Raw genomic sequence first — 19981 nt, forward strand, 5'->3', positions numbered from 1 at the left:
ATCCTGACAGATTGACGATAAAAAGAGTACAAATCATGATGTATTACCTAAACAAAACCATATGGTTTGCTCATAGCGCTATAGAAATGGGCAAAAGATGTTATTGCTGGCAATAATCTACCATTATGCAGCTTCTATTTCTTCGTACCTATATTATTTTAGATTGCCTGATGAATTTCCTTATCCATAAATAATAACCGGTCAGTGGTAATGCAGCTCCAATCAAAGCAGCAATAAAAGCAAGTATGCGGGTAAACATCCCTCCCCAATTGCCGACATGTACCGAATAAATCCAGCCGCGAATTTTTCCTGACTTGTCTTGATGTTGATAAAGACTTGTTTCCGTAAATTCACCAGTATCTGTATTGAAAGAATAACGGTCAGACGCACGCTGATTTCCGAAGCGGTCGAAAGACACACTTGCCGTACCAGAAGAAACACTAATTTGCTTATATTCCGGATTTTGATGCTTTAACTTATCATACACTTCCTGCCAACAAGCGAATGGCGAAGCCGCAGAATACCGATCACTATGATTGCTTTCCGAACCCTCTCTTTTATCAGCACTTCGCCTACCATTTCCTCCCCCTTTCTTTTCCTGATTAGCCAGTCCGGTATTTCCTTTATGCTCATTATGCTTCTGTTCATTTCCATGGGAAGCCCGTTGTTGTACCTCTACCCCGAAAACTTTATAAAAAGCCGTCCGGTACCATGGAAAAGACCATGTCAATCCCGTCAGCGCCATAGCTAACAAAAAGATCAGAGCATACATTCCACCTGCCACATGTAAGTCATACCAGAATCTTTTCCAGCCTTTTGTTGCCGATATCTTCAGACTGTTTTTCAGTGCCCTACGTGTACGGGGCCACCAAATGACAATACCAGAGACCAGTACCACCACAAATAGCAGTGTACTGACACCTACAATCATCTTTCCCCAAAATATTCCTTCATTTCCCGGATTCATACTATCCAACAGCCAACGATGCATCCGGAACATAAACATAAAAAAGCCGCTGCGTTCTTTTTTACCTTTTATTTCACCCGTATACTGGTCTACATATAAAGAGGCACGGCGTGGTTTGGAAAGACTGACCTGATAAGCCCGTTCGGGATCAGAAGAAATACTGACACCGGTCACAGAGATACTATCCGGCAATGCAGATGCCACTTTTTCAAGTAACTTTCCGATAGAAACAGGTTCTTCCTTCACCGTTTCCACGTAGCAAAGATCGCGACAAGACAGTTCATTCACTTCATCCTCGAATACCAGCATCGCACCGGAAAAACAGATCAGAGTGATTATCAGCCCGAAAGGGATGGAAAGCCACAAATGTATCTTTCTGAATATTTTCTTCATGTTTTCATTATCATTCTTGAAAAGCCTGCAAAGCTTTCCGCTCGGCAGGCTTTCATCTTTAAAAACTATTTTCTACTAAACCGGTATTTATTTGGAAAGATATTCCATCTTACCTACCGTAGTAATGGCATCAGCATTTACCGTCAGGCCTTTGACTGCTTTACCCGTCTTTGCATCAATCTTATAGAAAGCCGGTTTTTCGCCGGTAGTCACAGTAACCGCCATATAAGCATAACCATTTTCTCCATAAGGCTCACCGCCAAACTTACCATCAGCCGGCAAACCTGTAACGGGTATAATTGTTTCATCTTCTGCCTTGAACACCGCCAATTCACTGACATCGGCATCTTTACCATTCTGAATCATATCTTCCGCACCGTTTTTATACAACTGGAGCAGGAAATAATCTTCAGAAATATGCCAGCAACGGAAAATCGGATGACGAGTTCCTATTTCCTCAAAGTTCACATAATAATCCGGATCGAAAGCAGTTGTGCCTGCTTTGATACGCATCACACCGGAAGGTTTCTGCCCCGTTACCTTTTTCAAATCGGCAGACGAAACAGCCGTACGTCCATATCCGGGAGAGAATACATACACATCGCCATTATCAGCAGCCCAGATAGTCTGATAATATTGTGAACGCATACGGCCACATGCATAACCTATTTTATCTGTCGTAGCAATCACCGGTGTCTCGTTGAAATTAGTACCACTATAAATTGCGACATAAGCATGATCGGGATATTGTGTAGAGGGAATGACACCAGCCGTATAGGCACCGCTGCCGCTACCGCCATCAGCTTTAGTCACAAGTTCCTGATCCGTCACTTTGTCCGGCCACTGTTTAATACCGTATTTACTCATACCCATCGGAATCACCGACGTATAAATCTTGTTGTTGGCTTCAACCAAACCTGCCCATGAAACTTTTTCGCCGTTACCCAAGAAATTTTCGGCAAGCAATGTACCTTCTTCCTGGGAACCATCCGTCGCATCCAGATAGTTAAACAATAAAGCTTGAGCCACATTCTGGTCCTCATCCGTTATATTCGAATCTCCGGTAGAAACGGTCACTACTTTATTTCCCCAGGTTCCATAAGATGTGATACGGTTATAAGTATAGGTATATTTTTCTTTCATTTTACCATCGGCACCGAGATAATAAGAAGCTCCCGTACCCGCTCCGCCTTTATTATAAACTAAGGCAAAAACATAATCCAATCCTTTATACACCCAATATGTACCGCCAATCACTTCAGTTCCATTCCCCTGGGTCGACACCGTTCCCTCATCCAAAGAATTGGCCACCACCAGATAACTGGCTTCACCGGATGTGGCAGCAACCACATAGGCCGTATTTCCATCGATCGCAGGATTATCTACCGGATTATTATCATCATCGCAAGATGCGACAAACACACCGCTACTCAAACAAAAAGCTGTAGCAAAAGCCTGTAATAAAAACTTCTTCATATATTCTTTATTATTGATTTATACTAAAAACTTACTCTACCTATTTACCGAAAAATACCCTGAACTTTCCATAGAATGCCCGCCCCGCTTTTTGCAGACTAAAATTGTCGAATAACCGGGCATCTGTGAAATTCCGACATTCAAATGATACATTATAACGTCCGTGTTTCATTGTATAGGACAAAGACAGATTATGAGAGAATTGTTCCGGCACTATATTTTTTGATTCTTTATCTCCCAGATTCTCCCAATAAAGAGGAAAATCATGTTGCCAGTAGCTATCATACCCTATGCTCAATACATTTCCCTTGACAAACAAGTCGTTCCAATAGAAATTAGCGTTGATATTGGCATAACGATAGGGAAGATTGGGCATGCGCACCTTATAGTGCATACTTTCCTGCAAAGAAGAGCCTGCCAGATATTTCTCATAATCGCGGGTATCAATACTATTGAATGTTCCTCCTATATCAAACCAACGTGAAAAGCTATACAGTAATGACAGATTATATCCTTTCGTTCTCACATGACCGTGGTTCTCATAATACCCGTAACTGGTTCCTCCCAGCACATCCAATCCTCTTTTTATGTAATCTTTCGTATCCCGATAGATCAGACCGGCCTCGGCATACAGTCCGTGCCTGCCAAACTGGTGATTATAACTGAAACTCAAATTGATATTGTCGCTCTTCTCCGGTTTCAGGTTTATTTTGCCGGCTTCAAGGTCTTCATCTCCAAACAGCTCGTCTGTCGTAGGAAGCCGGAAAGCCTTCTCATACGATAGCTTCACCTGCAGGTCCTTCCATAGAAAATACGTACCCGCTGCACCATATCCGAGGGAACTTGCGGTATTGGACAGGTTGATATAGTTGCCTATACCATCTGTGTTTTGTGACACCGGTCCCTTGTTGTATTGCCGGTAGTACTTGGCAAATGCAGAAACATTCCACTTTTCCGATGGCATCAGACGATAAGAAAGTCCGCTGACATTCTTACGTGTAATCTTAGGTATAGTGAAATCCGTAAATTTGGAAGAAGAGCCTACCGTAGAACGACTTGTACGTTCAAAATCACTAATCACATGGCTGAAAGTAAATGTATGCGCCTGTCCGATATGATAATTCATCTTCAGTGTTCCATTCCAGTTTTTATTTTTAGATTCACTATTCTGATAAGATTGTTCTCCCCGGCTGCCCTTTTCATAGAAATCTCCTCGCCAGTTATAAGCTCGGGAAGCTGTATCTACATTGTTGGTGATATTATGATTATAGTTGGCAGTAAATAGCAAATCCAGATTCTTGACGAACAAGTTCTTTTTATAGTACTCCAATGAAGGAACCAACGAATGTCCCTTGCGGAATTTCTCACCGAACACGACATCTTGATAAACGCCTGTCTGTATCTCTTTATAAAAATGAGAATAATTGAAACTCAATGCCAGTCTGTCCGCCCATTTCTTTCCCACCAGACCGATTTTTCCGATCACAGCTTCATTATGGTACTGATCGTTAAAACGCTTCAGATGATAAATTTTGCTTTTATCGAGCGGCGGAAAACGTACGCTGCCGTCTTCCCGAATCTCAAACTCGCGTACATAAGTGTCCACATAGTAATCATTGTCCGAGAAATTCTGGAAAGCATTGACTTCATACATGAAACCGTTCTTGAATGTTTGTCCGAAACGTGCGTATGACTTATGAGTATTAAATGACCCGTAAGAATAGGAAGCGTCCATAAACCATTTTCCGGGCTGCTTGTTGGTAACGATATTCACAACGCCTCCGATGGCATCTGTTCCGAATCCTACCGGAACCACTCCTTTATACACCTCAATACGGTCTGCGAAATTAATAGGTACATTATTCAAATCGAATGCAGCACCGGCTCCCTCTTGTGGTATGCCATCAATGAATATTTTCACATGTTTCCCGCTGAAACCATCAATATACAATTGCATATCCGACCCTACTCCACCTGATTCACGGAGCTTTACCCCCGGCACTTTAGTCAGTGCGCCCGCCAAGGTCTGCGTACTGTTATGCAGTTTCTTCGCATCAATGGCTACCGCATTAAAAGCAGATTTATTCACACGACCGACACCGGATGTCGTAACTACCACCTCTCCCAACTCTTTTACTGCCGGAGCAATGGTGATATTTACCTTTATTCTCTCTCCCTTGCCTAGTTTGACTTTCTTTTCTACGGTCTGATAGCCGATAGCTGAAACAACCAGAGTATATTCACCCGCCGTAGTTTTCAAATGATAGATGCCCTTTTCATCTGTATAGCAACCGTGATTGGTTCCTTTCAGATAGACCGTTGCAAAATCCACGACTTCCTTTTCCGTAGACATCACTCTACCCGAAATCAAACTGTTACGATGATGCCCACGTTGTGAATATGCTGATACGGAAAACAAGAACACTAGAAAAACCAGAAAATACTTATTACTCATCTCCTTTTTACCTTTTTACTTTATACCTTTTCATCGCTCTAAAAGCGATACAAAGGTAAGTAGAAAGAAAAGTACAAAACAATCCCTATCTTTCGGTAAAAATAAGACAATATAAAAGAGATATATAGATATGCGCAATACCTATATATAAGTAAATACTACTTCAGCCAGTTCGCCAACGCACATTCCGTCACCTCCCATAACTGTTCTTTCCGCACATGATTCGTGTATTTATCAGACAAGTTTTTCTGGTGGTTATTGACATACAATTGTCCTGTCACGCCTGCTTCCTTTTCATCCAACAATAAACCGACTGCCGTAGAAGCCCCTTTCTTCGGTTTGCGGATAAAAGGACGGAAAAAAATATCCGTCAACGGATCGAACCACTTATGCATCGTAATGATATTAGTAGAAACAATTCCCGGATCAGCGGCATTGACGGTGATTCCTTTCTCACTAAGTTGCCTGGAGAGTTCGAAAGTAAATAGTAACAAAGCCAGTTTGGTGTTACTGTAAACAGGAATTCTCCAAAAACGCCCCGTTTTTCCTCTGTGAAAGAAATCGGGAAAATCGAGTTTACCGATTGCGTATGTACAAGAAACCATATTGACGATACGCGCTCCACGCACCATCAGCGGAACCAATTTCCGGGTAAGCAGATAAGGTCCCATATAGTTCACACTTACCGTTCGCTCAAACCCATCAGAAGTAGTATGAAAACCTGTCTCCATCGTTCCGGCGTTATTCATTAACAGAGCAATGGGGAGGTTTCTTTCCAATATCCGGTTGGCAAAAGAAACTACCGATTGCATGGAAGACAAATCAATAGCCATTACTTCCAAATACGGGTTTCCGGTTTCCTTGCTCAAACGTTCGCGAACAATCTCCGCTTTCTTCGGATTATAACATGCCATTATGATTCGATAACCGGCTTTGGCTACGGCACGTGTTATTTCTGTCCCCATTCCTCCGTCTGCACCGGTGATAATCGCCCATTTCATTTCACTCATTTTTTCTCCAATTTATCAATCTCCTTTTGCAAAGACAAAGGAATTTGTTCTTTCAAATGTTGATGACAAGCCATTTCTATCGTATACATACGACCGATGCAATAATTACTGTGTCCACAGTTGCAGCGTGCCTGTTCCTCCTTTTTCATCCGGTTTACAAATCCCGGTTCGTTGAGCAAAGCTCTCGCCATCTGCACGGCATCAAAACCGGAATCGAGCACTTCATCTATTTTCTGGCGGGAAACAAGACCGCCGACATAAATCAGCGGCGCATTCGGAAGAGCTGCCCGGAATTTTAGTGCATCTTCAAGGAAATATGCTTCTTTAAAAGGCACAGAGGGTATCATCCATTTACCAAACATACGAACTCCGTATTTCAACCACCAGCAATTCATATAGTAAGACATCGAACGGATCGGCATGGCACCCCGCATCACATACATCGGTGCACGGCTCACAAAGCCTCCACTCAACACCAATCCATGAACGCCATGTTCCAATAGACGTTTGGCCACTTGTATCGATTCGTCAATCTCCATGCCTCCTTTGAAACCGTCACGCATATTCATTTTCACGAAAACAGCCATATCATTGCCTGCCGCTTTCATCACTTCTTCCATCACCAGGTCCATAAAACGCATCCGGTTTTCGAGCGAACCACCGTATTCATCTTTCCGATGATTGGTATATGGGGAAAGGAACTGACTAATCAGATATCCATGTCCTGCATGTACTTCAACAGCGTCAAATCCTGCTTCTCTCGCCAGATTGACTGCATTTCCATACGCTTGTGCCATTTCCGGCAACTCCTCCTTTTCCATTCCACGCACAAACGTAGGAGAGTAAAGATTAAAACCCGAAGATGCGGATATAGGAGTGACACCACAAATATTCCGATGGGACATATTTCCACAATGTCCGATTTGTATACCCACTGCTGCACCTTCATCGTGCACAGCTTTTGTCAATTCATGCAAACGGGGAATAATAGACGGGCGCAACCACAACTGACGGTCGAAAGAAAGTCCGCTTTGCGTCACAGCGGCATAGGCCACTGTTGTCATACCCACTCCTCCCGCAGCTACCGAACGATGGTAATCCAGCAACATCTGCGTAGGAGTATTCTCCGGACACATGCTCTCAAAAGCTGCCGAACGGATTGTTCGATTCCGCAACGTCAAAGGCCCAAAAGTGACCGGGCTAAAAAGTTTAGATTCCATAGTAGTTATATTTATTAAGTCATATTGAAGTCGTGATGAAAAGTGCCTCTAATACCTAATAAAGGAAAGGGAACACTCGTTTCCGTTCTCCCACCGCATCTCCGAATTCTTCGCGATAACGGCACCAGATGGCATTGGCACGGGGAACAAGGTTAGCAATCGTCCACCAAAGGAAAACAAGTCCGGAAAGTGAACAGGTGAGTATCGCCCATCCTGCCCATTCTACTATTTCACCAAAATAGTTGGCGGAAGTGACGTAACGGTACATTCCTTTTTGAGGCAGATAATGCCGGGTATCTCCCGGTTTACGCAAGTGCCGGATGATATAATCCGAATGCCAGTTCGTCAACATACCTGTGAAAAAAAGCAGTGTGCCTATAATAAACCACGGTGAAGTGAACCAACCGGATTGATACATCGTTTCGGGAGCAAGATAAAAGATCCATTTACCTTGCATATAGCCATTCAGCAAATTAAAAAGAACACCCATCGACATGATTGCCAGCGGCATCTTACTTTTTCCCGTCAGTAACAGAGGAAAAATGAAGGCACGCTGAAAGTAGTGAATCTGGAAGAACAGGAAAAAAGTGAAGATCACCGGTTCAAACCGACGCTCGGAATATATCCACATTACGGACATCACCAGGAAAACCGGAGCTTCCATCAATATCCAGGCTAGTTTATTGGATATAGCTACGCCCCACGATGCCGTGCGGAAAATGCCATATCCGGCTTTCACAAAGTAAAGGGCGATAAAAACAACCAAGGCAATCAGGCTCATCACGCCCAGAAACAGATTAAAAGCATCTATATTCATGTCGATCTTTTTTTTGTAACACGCAAAAATAACAAAAATGAGATGAATGACGGTACAAAAAAGAGAAAGAATCTGAAATACATTCCTTTACGAACATAAAAACAGCATTCCCGAACGCATACCTGGAATTACCAGGCATACATCCGGGATCACTTATATATTCAATTAAAGGATTTGTTTTTATCAACGTTTCTTGATTGGAATATAAGCCAAATCATCGAGTACATTCTTATAAGCCGGGCGGATAATTCGTTTGCCTTCGAAGGTCAATTCTTCATTACGATGTGCACACCAGCCTACGATACGCGCCATAGCAAACAGAGGAGTGAAGATTTCCTGCGGTAAGCCGATCATTTCATACACGAAGCCTGAATAGAAGTCAATATTGCTGGATACTGTCTTTCCGTTGTTTTTAACACGTCCGAAAGTAGCGATAGCACGTTCTTCCAACAGTTCGAGGAAAGCAAATTCGCTTTCTCTTCCTTTTTCACGGGCAAGGTCACGAGCCAATTCTTTCAACAGAAGAGCACGGGGATCGGAGATCGTATAAACGGCATGTCCTATACCGTAGATCAGTCCGCTCTTATTATATACTTCCTTATTCAACATTCGGGTGAAATAAGTGTCTATCTCATCCACACTTGTCCAGTCTTTGATATTTTCTTTCAGATGCTGGAACATGTCGGCAACCTGAATATTTGCACCTCCGTGAAGCGGGCCTTTCAATGAACCGATACCTGCGGCGATGGCCGAATATGTATCCGTTCCGGTAGAAGAAGTAACGCGAACGGTGAAAGTGGAGTTGTTACCACCCCCATGTTCTGCCTGAAGAATCAGCAACAAATCGAGGGTACGAGCATCGAGTTCGGTATAATTTCTTTTCAGCATGTACAGGAAGTTCTCGGCAATAGAGAGTTTTTCCTGCGGATGGCGGATATGCAGAGAACGTCCGAAAGTAGCATGACGAAGCATATTGTACGCATAAGCAATGATAGTGGGGAATTTCGAAATCAGTTCAATACTCTGGCGCATCAGGTTATCTCGGGAAGTATCATCCGCATTCGCATCAAAACGGTACATTTCGAGCACACTGCGTGAAAGAATATTCATGATGTTGTTTCCTTCCAACTCTATGATATTCATTTTTGTCTTCTGCTCCAACGGCATATTGTCGTTAATCAAATCACGGAAAGAAAGCAGTTCTTCTTTATCCGGCAGACGTCCGGAAAGCAACAGGTAAGCCACTTCTTCAAAACCAAAACGTTTCTCTTTGATAATGGCATGCGAAATATCTTCCACATCATAACCACGATAGAATAATTTTCCCGGTATCGGTTTCAGTCCACCACCCGGAATACGTTCATAGCCTACTACATTACCGATTTTGGTTAAACCTACCAATACACCCGTGCCGTCTTCATTACGCAATCCGCGTTTCACATCAAACTTTGGGAACAATTCATTATCAATCCGGGTAGCTTCCTTCATCTCCTCGGAAAGTTTGTAAATCAGGTACTCTTTTTTCATCTTTCTTCGTTTTTTATTCGTTACTTTTATTTTTCAATTCTTTCCACGATCTCACGAGTGAAAGCGGAAGTAGAGAGGGAGGTTCCATTCGGCATAAAACGAGCTAAATCGTGTGTAGCGCGAGCGTCCAGGAAGCTTTGTTCCAAGGCTTTCTCTATCAGAGCAGCCGCTTCTTTCCAATCAAAATATTCGAGCATCATCACTGCCGAAAGTATAATAGAACAAGGGTTCACCACATCTTTTCCCGCAATATTGGGAGCTGTTCCATGAGTCGCTTCAAAGATGGCATGTCCTGTTTGATAGTTGATGTTTGCTCCCGGAGCAATACCGATACCGCCTACCATAGCTGCGAGTTGATCGGAAACATAGTCTCCATTCAGGTTCAAGGTAGCTATTACGGAATATTCTTCGGGAATCAGGAGTGTATTTTGCAAGAAAGCATCGGCAATGCAATCTTTTATCACCAGTCTGCCGTCTGCCAAAGCATCGGCAAATTCACGTTGTGCCAGTTCGTAGCCCCATTTCTTGAAACCACCTTCTGTGAACTTCATGATATTTCCTTTATGCACCAGGGTTACAGAAGGCAAATGATGATCGAGTGCATACTGGCAGGCAGCACGTACCAGACGTTCGGTACCCTCACGTGATACAGGTTTCACACCGAAAGAGGAGGTTTCCGGGAAACGGACTTTTGTTACTCCCATTTCGTCTTTCAGGAATTTATAGAACTTTTCAGCTTCCGGAGTACCGGCTTCCCACTCGATACCTGCGTAAATATCTTCCGTATTTTCACGGAACACGCACATGTTCACTTTTTCAGGTGATTTGACAGGCGACTGTACTCCCTGATACCAACGGACCGGACGAAGGCAGACATATAAATCAAGTGTCTGACGCAGCGCTACATTCAACGACCGGATTCCACCTCCGACAGGAGTTGTCAACGGGCCTTTGATTCCTATCAGGTATTCCTGAAAAGTTTCCATTGTTTCATCCGGCAACCAGGAACCAGTTGCATGGAAGGCACGTTCTCCCGCCAACACTTCTTTCCATTCGATCCGACGTTTGCCGCCATAGGCTTTCCGGATAGCTGCATCCACTACGGCTTGCATGGCAGGAGTCACTTCCGCTCCTACTCCATCACCGGTAATATAAGGTACGGTAGGCACATCAGGCACCAGCAACGTACCATCTGTTTGCATGGTTATCTTGCTCATTTTTTATCTTGCATTTAAAGCAGAACCGGCACGGAACCAGGCTATCTGCTGTTCATTATATGTATGTTGTACTTCAAAACTTTCTTTCGTTCCGTCTTCGTGATGAAGAACAATCGTCAAATTACGACCGGGTGCGAAATGGACTAAACCTACGACTGACAGAAGATCATGTTCCTGAATCTTGTCATAATCCGCCTTGTCTACAAAAGTAAGAGCAAGCATTCCCTGTTTCTTCAGATTCGTTTCGTGGATACGGGCAAAACTCTTAGCCAGAATGACACGCACATTGAGAAAGCGCGGTTCCATGGCTGCGTGTTCACGGCTGGAACCTTCTCCATAATTCTCTTCGGCAACAACTATAGACGGAATACCTTCAGACTTATACATTTTTGCCGTACCGGAAACTGTTCCATAAGTATTTGTTGAACGATTCCAAACGCTGTTCGTTTCACCGTTGAAAGCATTGACAGCTCCCATCAGCATATTGTCGGAAATATTCTCCAAATGTCCCCGGAAGCGGAGCCACGGACCTGCCATAGAGATATGGTCGGTAGTGCATTTGCCTTGTGCTTTAATCAGTAAAGGCATATTCAGTAAATCCTGTCCGTCCCACGCCGGGAAAGGCGTCAAGAGCTGGAGACGTTGAGAATCAGGCTTCACCTTGATTTCTGTTTTTGCTCCGTGTGGGGCAATATATCCCTCGTTCCCGGATGTAAAACCTTTCAAAGGAAGTTCATCTCCTACAGGTTCGGATAGTTTCACCTTTTCTCCGTCATGATTTACCAGTCTGTCTTTCAACGGATTGAAGCAGAGGTCACCAGCAATCGTTAATGCCATCGTCAGTTCCGGAGAAGCTACAAACGCATAAGTATTCGGATTACCGTCAGCACGTTTGGCAAAGTTACGGTTGAAAGAAGTAACGATTGAATTTTTCCGTGTCGGATCGTCCGTCTCGCGTTTCCATTGACCGATACAAGGGCCGCAGGCATTTGCCATAATCGTGGCGCCCAACTGTTCAAAAGCTTCAATCATACCATCTCTTTCGGCAGTAGCCCGGATTTGTTCCGAACCCGGATTGACAATCAACGGAGCAGCGACACTCAAGTTCTTTTCAGTGACCTGTTTTGCCAGAGAAGCCGCACGGCTCAAATCTTGATAAGAAGAATTGGTACATGAACCAATCAAGCCCACCTCCATTTTGCGGGGGTAGCCGTTCAATAACACTTTTTCCGCAAATTCGGAAATTGGAGTAGCGGCATCCGGTGTAAAAGGACCGTTTATATAAGGTTCGAGTTCCGACAAGTCTATTTCAATCACACGGTCGTAATAGTTGGATGGTTCGTCAGTCACTACATCATCCGCACGAAGATCGGCATCGACAGCTTCAGCCCAATCGACTACACAATCTCTTCCGGTAGCTCTCAAGTAGGTAGCCATGCGCCCGTCAAACGGGAACAGAGAGGTAGTAGCCCCTACTTCGGCACCCATATTACAAATGGTAGCTTTCCCGGTAGCAGAAAGGGATTCGGTTCCGGGACCAAAATATTCGATAATAGCATTCGTTCCTCCTTTTACGGTAAGAATGCCGGCCAGTTTCAGGATTACATCTTTCGGAGATGTCCAACCACTTAGTTTTCCGGTCAGACGGACACCGATAATTTTCGGCATTTTCAGTTCCCATTCCATTCCTGTCATCACATCCACTGCATCCGCGCCACCGACACCGATAGCCACCATGCCCAGTCCGCCTGCATTAGGAGTGTGAGAATCCGTTCCTACCATCATACCTCCGGGGAAAGCATAGTTTTCGAGTACTACCTGGTGGATAATACCTGCTCCCGGTTTCCAGAAACCGATGCCGTAACGGGAAGATACATCGCGAAGGAAGTCATATACTTCTTCATTGGTCAATCTTGCCGTAGCAATATCCTCCTTTGCACCTTTGTACGCCTGTATCAAGTGATCGCAATGTACTGTTGAGGGCACAGCCACCTGATTCTTACCTGCATTCATAAATTGAAGCAATGCCATCTGCGCAGTCGCATCCTGCATAGCTACACGGTCGGGACGGAAGTTCACATAATCTTCTCCCCGTTTGTAATCTTTTAAATCGGCTACATCATACAGATGAGCATACAAAATTTTCTCGGCCAACGTTAAGGGGCGTTTCAATATAGCCCGTACGTGTTCTACCTTTCCTTTATAAGCAGCGTAGAAAGCTTCTAACATAGTCACATCATATACCATATTGTTTTATCTTTTATGAGTCTATCTATAAAAATAACGAACGGCGTTCGAGTAATGTTTAACAAAATGAAATATTTTTTCTACCCGGAACGAAGATTTGTTACCTTTGCGCCTATTATGAGTAATAATCCGAAAAGTCCAATCATCGACCTTCAGCAACAGCAACTCCTCCTGCGGATGGAGTATGAATACGAGAAGGAAGAATTTAAACGGCAGACCGAAACAATGGGCGTTGCCCGTAAAGTGAAACGCGGTCTCTGCTGGTATCCCGTCTCTCTTGGCCGAAGTTACTACAATTCTCTGAATCAGCTTGTAATAGATATTACACGGACCGAAAATAAAGAAATAGAGCATTCCTTCGAGTTCGGCCGTCCCGTCTGCTTTTTCCACCAATCATTCGAAGGAAAAGTGAAGTACATGAATTTCATCGCTACTGTCAGCTTTGCGGATGAGGAGCGAATGGTAGTTGTACTTCCAGGAGCGGGAGCTTTAGCGGAACTGCAAACTGACGGCATACTGGGGGTGCAACTTTATTTTGACGAAACATCCTACCGGGCCATGTTCGAGGCACTGGAAGACACCATACGCGCTAAAGATAATCGTCTGGCAGAACTGCGTGATATTTTGCTTGGCACACAAAAACCGGGATTCCGGGAGTTGTATCCTGTCCGCTTCCCCTGGTTGAACAGCACACAGGAAACAGCTGTCAACAAGGTACTCTGCACGCGTGATGTATCCATCGTTCACGGTCCTCCGGGAACCGGAAAAACAACGACTCTTGTCGAAGCGATTTATGAAACATTGCACCGGGAACCGCAGGTGCTTGTCTGTGCACAAAGTAACACTGCTGTCGACTGGATTTGTGAGAAACTGGTAGACCGGGGAGTACCCGTACTCCGCATCGGAAATCCTACCCGGGTCAACGACAAAATGCTATCATCCACCTATGAACGTAGGTTTGAAAGCCATCCTGCCTATCCGGAACTTTGGGGAATTCGCAAATCTATCCGTGAAATGGGTAGCCGGATGCGCCGGGGTAGTTATTCCGAACGGGAAGGTATGCGTAATCGCATGAGTCATCTCCGCGATCGTGCTACGGAGTTGGAAATACAAATCAATGCCGATCTTTTTGATAGTGCCCGTGTGATTGCTTCTACGCTAGTCAGCAGTAACCATCGTCTGCTCAACGGGCGTCGTTTTCCTACTTTGTTCATTGACGAAGCTGCTCAAGCGCTCGAAGCTGCCTGCTGGATTGCCATCCGCAAAGCAGACCGTGTCATCCTTGCAGGAGATCATTGCCAGCTCCCGCCGACTATCAAATGTATAGAAGCCGCTCGTGGAGGACTGGATCACACGTTAATGGAAAAAGTGGTTCAGCAAAAGCCTTCTGCTGTCTCTTTACTAAAGGTACAGTACAGAATGCATGAGGCCATCATGCAGTTTCCCTCCGACTGGTTCTACCACGGAGAACTGGAAGCTGCCCCGGAAGTGCGCTACCGAGGTATTCTTGACTTTGACACTCCTATGAACTGGATTGATACTTCAGAAATGGACTTTCACGAAGATTTTGTAGGCGAGAGCTTCGGACGCATCAACAAGCAGGAAGCCAATCTATTACTACAGGAACTGGAAGCATATATCGAACGTATCGGCAAAGAACGGATACTGGATGAAAGAATTGATTTCGGTCTGATTTCACCCTACAAGGCGCAAGTGCAATATTTGAGGGGAAAGATCAAAGGGAGCAGCTTTTTACGTCCTTTCCGCAGCCTCATCACCGTAAACACGGTAGACGGCTTTCAGGGACAGGAGCGAGATGTTATTTTCATCAGTCTTGTACGTGCCAACGAGGATGGGCAGATTGGATTCCTGAATGATTTGCGAAGAATGAATGTAGCGATTACAAGGGCACGAATGAAGCTTGTTATATTAGGAGATGCCTCCACCCTTACCAAACATCCTTTCTATAAAAGGCTGATGTTATTCATTAAAAAGGAGGATTAAATACTTAATCCTCCTTTTAACAAAGTGCACTTTCTCACGAAACCGCACTTCGTTTTAACACAAACAAAACAAACAATATTTTATTTCACATCAGTACTATTCTTTATTTAAGAAGTCAATAAATGACTTTTATTTTCAATATACAAATACAGATCTTAAAAAGAAATATCAATTTCCACAAAGGTAAAACACACTAAATCACCACTTCTGAGAAATCAAAAGCAGCGTCATTCGTTTATTTATTTAGTGATGTTAATCATTCTTCAGGGCTGGTTAAGTTAATTCATACTTCTCGTTTATTTTATCTGATGACGCAAAGATAAACATAAACTTGCATTTTTTGTCCATATTATCAATATATTTTTGAAAAAAAAATTCGGCAAGCCTCATTTGTTCATTTCTAAATCTCTTTTTAACAAAAAAAGGGGAGAAAGCAAACAGCCCTCTCCCTTTTATAAACTTGTATAATTTATCCAGCTTAATTGTTTTCCGGACGAAGTTTACGAACAGTTACTGCAGTCTGCCACATTTCGCTTTCACGCAGTTGACGGAGCTCTTCATTCAATTTTTCACGATAATCAGGTTGTGAATTACTATCGATAGAAATCTGTGCTTCGTTACCTGTTTTGACGCTATGATACAACTTTTCAACTACCGGCTTGATAGCGTCGTGGAATGGGCCCATCCAATCAAGAGCACCACGTTGAGCAGTAGTAGAACAGTTAGCATACATCCAGTCCATACCGTTCTTTGCAAACAACGGCATCAATGACTGTGTCAGTTCTTCTACTGTTTCATTGAATGCTTCAGAAGGAGTATGACCGTTTTCACGCAATACTTCGTACTGTGCCAGCAACAAACCTTGGATAGCACCCATCAATGAACCGCGTTCACCTGTCAAGTCAGAAGTAGCCTCACGTTGGAAAGTTGTTTCAAACAGATAACCGGAACCAATACCGATACCCAGTGCGATGGTTCTGTCCATTGCTTTGCCTGTAGCATCCTGATAGATAGCATAAGAAGAGTTCAAGCCACGTCCTTCGAGGAACATTGTACGCAAAGAAGTACCCGAACCTTTAGGAGCAACCATGATAACGTCGATATCAGTAGGAGGAACTACACCTGTACGGTCGTTCCAAGTGATAGCAAAACCATGTGAGAAATAAAGAGCTTTTCCGGCAGTCAGGTAAGGTTTGATAGTAGGCCATACAGACATTACTGCTGCGTCAGACAACAAGCACATTACGATAGTACCTTTCTCGCAAGCTTCTTCAATGCCGAACAAAGTTTCGCCCGGAACCCATCCGTCTGCTACTGCTTTATCGTATGTTTTTCCTTCACGTTGACCAACGATTACATTGAAACCGTTATCACGCAAGTTCAGTGCCTGTCCAGGTCCCTGTACGCCATAACCGATTACAGCAATTGTTTCATTTTTCAATACTTCACGAGCTTTTTCCAATGGAAATTCGTCACGGATTACTACAGTTTCAGTAGTACCTCCAAAATTCAACTGTGCCATTTTCTTTTTGTTTTTAGTTTTTGATGACTTACGTCATCCGTTATTAATTAATTTTGTATTCTCACATTTATTCAAATATCACTTTCGAACGGCAAACAACTTCGCTGCCATTCTTCTTTACTTCTACGTGAAACTCGTTTGCATTCACTTCATCGCAGAAGAAAGAGAGCTCATCACCAAAGTAACTTTCGGCTACGTACGCCATCTCGAAACGGCGGATACGTTTGGTCTTGTACAGCTCTATCGGGAACAAATCAAGGATATGCTCGATGTAACGGATGCTGTTCACATGACCGTTAATATCAATATCACTGTATTTTGCCGTCAGGGTAGCCATTGGCTGATCGCTTGTCACTTTGATACGTGAAGGCTTTTCAATAGGACAAGGTTCATCACAGACATAATCTACGATACTTCCTCCGTGTAAGGTCAATAGATCGGCCGGTTTGCGGGTATTAAGATTAATCATCGCCCATACGGAACGCGCGTAACCAATCTTCTTCCCATCCTTATCAATAATAGCGAAGTTACGGTCAGTAAACAAGCGGTAGACATTTTCCACCCATGTTTGAACTGAAAAATTCTCATATTGATAAGGCATTTCATCCAACTCAATGGCCAGACGCGAAAGTACCCAAGTGTAATTATCCTCGTTCAGTGTTGCAATACCAAAGCCACGGTCACTTGCGTGAAAACCGGCACAATTCAACAAATGATTTCCCAGTACGCCCATAGTCAGACGTCCGTTAAAGTCAACATGGAACGGTTCTGCCACAAACTGATAAGTTCCTATTTTATTTTCTTCACTCATTATTCTTGTTGGTTTTTACTCTGGTTATACATGGCTTCCCGTCCATCGAGAAACTCGTTCACCCGTTCAAAGCAACTGGTGGTAATCGCTACGCGTCCCGACCGTACAAACTGCAAAACACAATTTAAAGCCTTCAGTTCACCGTAGAGTGAGGTTATATCTTCGCTCATACCATTTTTCTCGACAATAGAAAATACCGGATTAACTTCCACTACACGGGCATTGTATCTGCGGATCAACTTGGATGCTTCCGGGGTTTCCTGAAAAGCAGGAGTAGATACCTTATATAGTGCAATCTCATGGAAGTATATTTCATCCTCGGTGAAATAATGTGCCTGAATCACATCGATCTTCTTTTCGATCTGTTTCACTACCTTCTCAATGGTGTCCTTATCCGTCAAGGCTGTAATCGTATACTTGTGTACACCTTTAATAGAAGAAGCAGATACATTCAGACTCTCGATGTTGATTTGCCGACGAGTAAATACAGCAGTTACCTGATTCAGCAATCCGGCTATATTTTCGGAATGAACTATTATCGTATATAATGTCTTGTCACTCATAATCCTAAATTTTAATTGCGAACTTTCAATCTTCCATTCTCAATATTCAACTTCCCCTAGCATTCCAACAGCATCTGATTGACCGAACCACCCGGAGGAGTCATCGGCAAAACATTGCCTTCTTCCACTACGCACGCTTCGAGCAGGAACGGACCATCTGTCGCCAGCATTTCTGCAATAGCTTCTTTCAGTTCTTCACGGGTGAAAGCACGTTTGGAAGGAATATCATAAGCCGAAGCAATCTTCATGTAATCCGGATTCAACATCGGAGTAAACGAATAGCGGCGATTGAAGAACATAGCTTGCCACTGGCGTACGTTTCCGAGGTAATTATTATTCAGGCAGATAATTTTCACCGGAGCTTTCTGCTCCATAATCGTACCCAACTCCTGAATATTCATTTGCAGTCCGCCATCTCCCATAAATACGCATACGGTACGTTCCGGTGCTCCAAAAGTTGCCCCGATAGCTGCGGGAAGGCCGAAGCCCATTGTTCCAAGTCCTCCGGAAGTGATGATACTGCGTTCTTTCGTATATTTGAAGTAACGTGCAGACATCATCTGGTTTTGACCTACATCCGTTACCAAAACTGCTTCATGATGAGTAGCATTGCTTACCGCACGTACCACTTCTCCCATACTCAAAGAGTTTGTTGCAGGGTGAAGTTCGGGACGGATTACTTTTTCTTCCTCTACTTTCTCATATTCTTTGAAGCTATCAATCCATTTGGTATGAGTTTTCTTTTTCAGGAGTTTAGTCACAGAAGCCAATGTCTCCTTGCAATCTCCCAAAACAGCTACATCTACCTTTACATTCTTATTGACTTCTGCAGGATCGATATCAAAATGAATCACTTTCGCCTGTTTCGCGTAAGTAGCCAGATTGCCAGTCACACGGTCGTCAAAGCGCATACCGACAGCAATCAGTACATCGCATTTATTGGTATTGATATTCGGTCCCAAATTACCGTGCATACCCAACATACCTTTATTCAACGGATGTTCTGTCGGCAAAGCTGACAGTCCGAGCAGCGTACAGCCTGCAGGCATATCCGCCTTTTCGATAAATTCACGCAATTCGTTTTGTGCATTTCCCAATTCAACACCCTGTCCAACCAATACAAGCGGACGTTCGGCGTTATTAATCAGTTCGGCAGCTGCCTGTACAGACTCCTCGTCCGTATCGGGAACAGGAACATAACTGCGGATAAAATCGACTTTCGTCGGTTCATATTTCGTTTTTTCTACTTGCGCATTCTTGGCAAAGTCCAGTACCACCGGACCGGGACGACCACTACGGGCAATATAAAACGCACGTGCTACCGCCCAAGCTACATCTTCCGCACGACGGATCTGATAGCTCCATTTAGCGATCGGCTGCGTAATACCTACCAAGTCAACTTCCTGAAAAGCATCCGTTCCAAGAAACCCTGTTCCTACCTGCCCGGCAATCACTACGATAGGGGTACTATCGATCATCGCATCTGCAATACCTGTTACCGTATTAGTTGCTCCGGGACCGCTCGTCACCAGGCAAACACCTACTTCTCCTGATACACGGGCATAACCTTGTGCCGCATGGGCAGCTCCCTGCTCGTGACGAACCAAAATATGGTTCAATATATTTTGATGATCGTACAAGGCATCGAACACCGGCATTATGGAACCACCGGGGTAACCGAAGATGGTAGTCACTCCCTGATGTTCCAAGGAGCGCATCATAGCCTCTGCACCTGTTATTAAATCTTTCATA

General features: G+C 43.9%; 14 protein-coding genes. 1 reads left to right on the forward strand and 13 read right to left on the reverse strand.

Annotated features, from left to right (window positions below; translation table 11 throughout):
• Positions 1–148: 148 nt before the first annotated feature.
• The 9 genes from H8796_RS24645 to H8796_RS24685 form a co-directional block, all read right to left on the reverse strand.
• Entirely contained in the window at positions 149–1360 is a 1212-nt protein-coding gene (locus H8796_RS24645; RefSeq protein ID WP_074557651.1) for a PepSY domain-containing protein, read from the reverse strand.
• Between the two features lie 87 nt (positions 1361–1447).
• The gene (locus H8796_RS24650) at positions 1448–2836 is read right to left on the reverse strand and encodes a DUF4374 domain-containing protein (protein ID WP_117937746.1); all 1389 of its coding nucleotides are present in this window, start codon (positions 2834–2836) and stop codon (positions 1448–1450) included.
• A gap of 40 nt (positions 2837–2876) precedes the next feature.
• Positions 2877–5291: a TonB-dependent receptor gene (locus H8796_RS24655; RefSeq protein ID WP_074557647.1), complete on the reverse strand. Its 2415-nt coding sequence runs from the start codon at positions 5289–5291 to the stop codon at positions 2877–2879.
• A gap of 158 nt (positions 5292–5449) precedes the next feature.
• Positions 5450–6301, reverse strand: a complete 852-nt coding sequence (locus H8796_RS24660; protein WP_117937748.1) for an SDR family oxidoreductase — start codon at positions 6299–6301, stop codon at positions 5450–5452.
• Entirely contained in the window at positions 6298–7521 is a 1224-nt protein-coding gene (locus tag H8796_RS24665; protein WP_117937750.1) for an NADH:flavin oxidoreductase, read from the reverse strand. The genes H8796_RS24660 and H8796_RS24665 overlap by 4 nt, the downstream gene beginning before the upstream one ends.
• Before the next feature lie 55 nt (positions 7522–7576).
• On the reverse strand, positions 7577–8338 hold the full coding sequence (locus H8796_RS24670) for a DUF1295 domain-containing protein (RefSeq protein WP_074638214.1): 762 nt from the start codon (positions 8336–8338) through the stop codon (positions 7577–7579).
• A 183-nt stretch (positions 8339–8521) separates the two neighbouring features.
• Complete coding sequence (locus tag H8796_RS24675; protein WP_008998828.1) at positions 8522–9865, reverse strand: citrate/2-methylcitrate synthase; 1344 nt, start codon at positions 9863–9865, stop codon at positions 8522–8524.
• Between the two features lie 26 nt (positions 9866–9891).
• Entirely contained in the window at positions 9892–11082 is a 1191-nt protein-coding gene (gene icd / locus H8796_RS24680; RefSeq protein ID WP_032853484.1) for an NADP-dependent isocitrate dehydrogenase, read from the reverse strand.
• A gap of 3 nt (positions 11083–11085) precedes the next feature.
• Positions 11086–13329 carry an aconitate hydratase gene (locus tag H8796_RS24685; RefSeq protein ID WP_117937752.1) on the reverse strand — a complete coding sequence of 748 codons (2244 nt, stop codon included), beginning with the start codon at positions 13327–13329 and terminating at the stop codon, positions 11086–11088.
• 66 nt (positions 13330–13395) lie between these two features.
• Here H8796_RS24685 and H8796_RS24690 point away from each other — a divergent pair, with 66 nt between their 5' ends.
• On the forward strand, positions 13396–15333 hold the full coding sequence (locus tag H8796_RS24690) for an AAA domain-containing protein (RefSeq protein WP_008998831.1): 1938 nt from the start codon (positions 13396–13398) through the stop codon (positions 15331–15333).
• A gap of 478 nt (positions 15334–15811) precedes the next feature.
• Here the strand turns inward: H8796_RS24690 and ilvC are convergent, their stop codons facing one another.
• The 4 genes from ilvC to ilvB form a co-directional block, all read right to left on the reverse strand.
• Positions 15812–16855, reverse strand: a complete 1044-nt coding sequence (ilvC, locus tag H8796_RS24695; protein WP_008650279.1) for a ketol-acid reductoisomerase — start codon at positions 16853–16855, stop codon at positions 15812–15814.
• 67 nt (positions 16856–16922) lie between these two features.
• Positions 16923–17666, reverse strand: a complete 744-nt coding sequence (locus H8796_RS24700; RefSeq protein ID WP_099146824.1) for an acyl-[acyl-carrier-protein] thioesterase — start codon at positions 17664–17666, stop codon at positions 16923–16925.
• Positions 17666–18229 carry an acetolactate synthase small subunit gene (gene ilvN / locus H8796_RS24705; protein ID WP_008650275.1) on the reverse strand — a complete coding sequence of 188 codons (564 nt, stop codon included), beginning with the start codon at positions 18227–18229 and terminating at the stop codon, positions 17666–17668. Before ilvN ends, H8796_RS24700 begins: the two co-directional genes overlap by 1 nt.
• A 56-nt stretch (positions 18230–18285) precedes the next feature.
• Positions 18286–19980: a biosynthetic-type acetolactate synthase large subunit gene (ilvB, locus tag H8796_RS24710; protein ID WP_117937753.1), complete on the reverse strand. Its 1695-nt coding sequence runs from the start codon at positions 19978–19980 to the stop codon at positions 18286–18288.
• Position 19981: the final 1 nt, after the last annotated feature.

The sequence above is a fragment of the Bacteroides sp. M10 genome (assembly GCF_014334015.1).
Lineage (GTDB): Bacteria > Bacteroidota > Bacteroidia > Bacteroidales > Bacteroidaceae > Bacteroides > Bacteroides intestinigallinarum.

Coding starts and splice junctions, on each gene's coding strand:
- H8796_RS24690 (WP_008998831.1), top strand. CDS start 13,396: ATGAAATATTTTTTCTACCCGGAACGAAGATTTGTTACCTTTGCGCCT.
- H8796_RS24665 (WP_117937750.1), bottom strand. CDS start 7,521: ATGGAATCTAAACTTTTTAGCCCGGTCACTTTTGGGCCTTTGACGTTG.
- ilvC (WP_008650279.1), bottom strand. CDS start 16,855: ATGGCACAGTTGAATTTTGGAGGTACTACTGAAACTGTAGTAATCCGT.
- H8796_RS24700 (WP_099146824.1), bottom strand. CDS start 17,666: ATGAGTGAAGAAAATAAAATAGGAACTTATCAGTTTGTGGCAGAACCG.
- H8796_RS24660 (WP_117937748.1), bottom strand. CDS start 6,301: ATGAGTGAAATGAAATGGGCGATTATCACCGGTGCAGACGGAGGAATG.
- H8796_RS24655 (WP_074557647.1), bottom strand. CDS start 5,291: ATGAGTAATAAGTATTTTCTGGTTTTTCTAGTGTTCTTGTTTTCCGTA.
- H8796_RS24685 (WP_117937752.1), bottom strand. CDS start 13,329: ATGGTATATGATGTGACTATGTTAGAAGCTTTCTACGCTGCTTATAAA.
- H8796_RS24675 (WP_008998828.1), bottom strand. CDS start 9,865: ATGAAAAAAGAGTACCTGATTTACAAACTTTCCGAGGAGATGAAGGAA.
- H8796_RS24645 (WP_074557651.1), bottom strand. CDS start 1,360: ATGAAGAAAATATTCAGAAAGATACATTTGTGGCTTTCCATCCCTTTC.
- H8796_RS24670 (WP_074638214.1), bottom strand. CDS start 8,338: ATGAATATAGATGCTTTTAATCTGTTTCTGGGCGTGATGAGCCTGATT.
- H8796_RS24650 (WP_117937746.1), bottom strand. CDS start 2,836: ATGAAGAAGTTTTTATTACAGGCTTTTGCTACAGCTTTTTGTTTGAGT.
- ilvB (WP_117937753.1), bottom strand. CDS start 19,980: ATGAAAGATTTAATAACAGGTGCAGAGGCTATGATGCGCTCCTTGGAA.
- icd (WP_032853484.1), bottom strand. CDS start 11,082: ATGAGCAAGATAACCATGCAAACAGATGGTACGTTGCTGGTGCCTGAT.
- ilvN (WP_008650275.1), bottom strand. CDS start 18,229: ATGAGTGACAAGACATTATATACGATAATAGTTCATTCCGAAAATATA.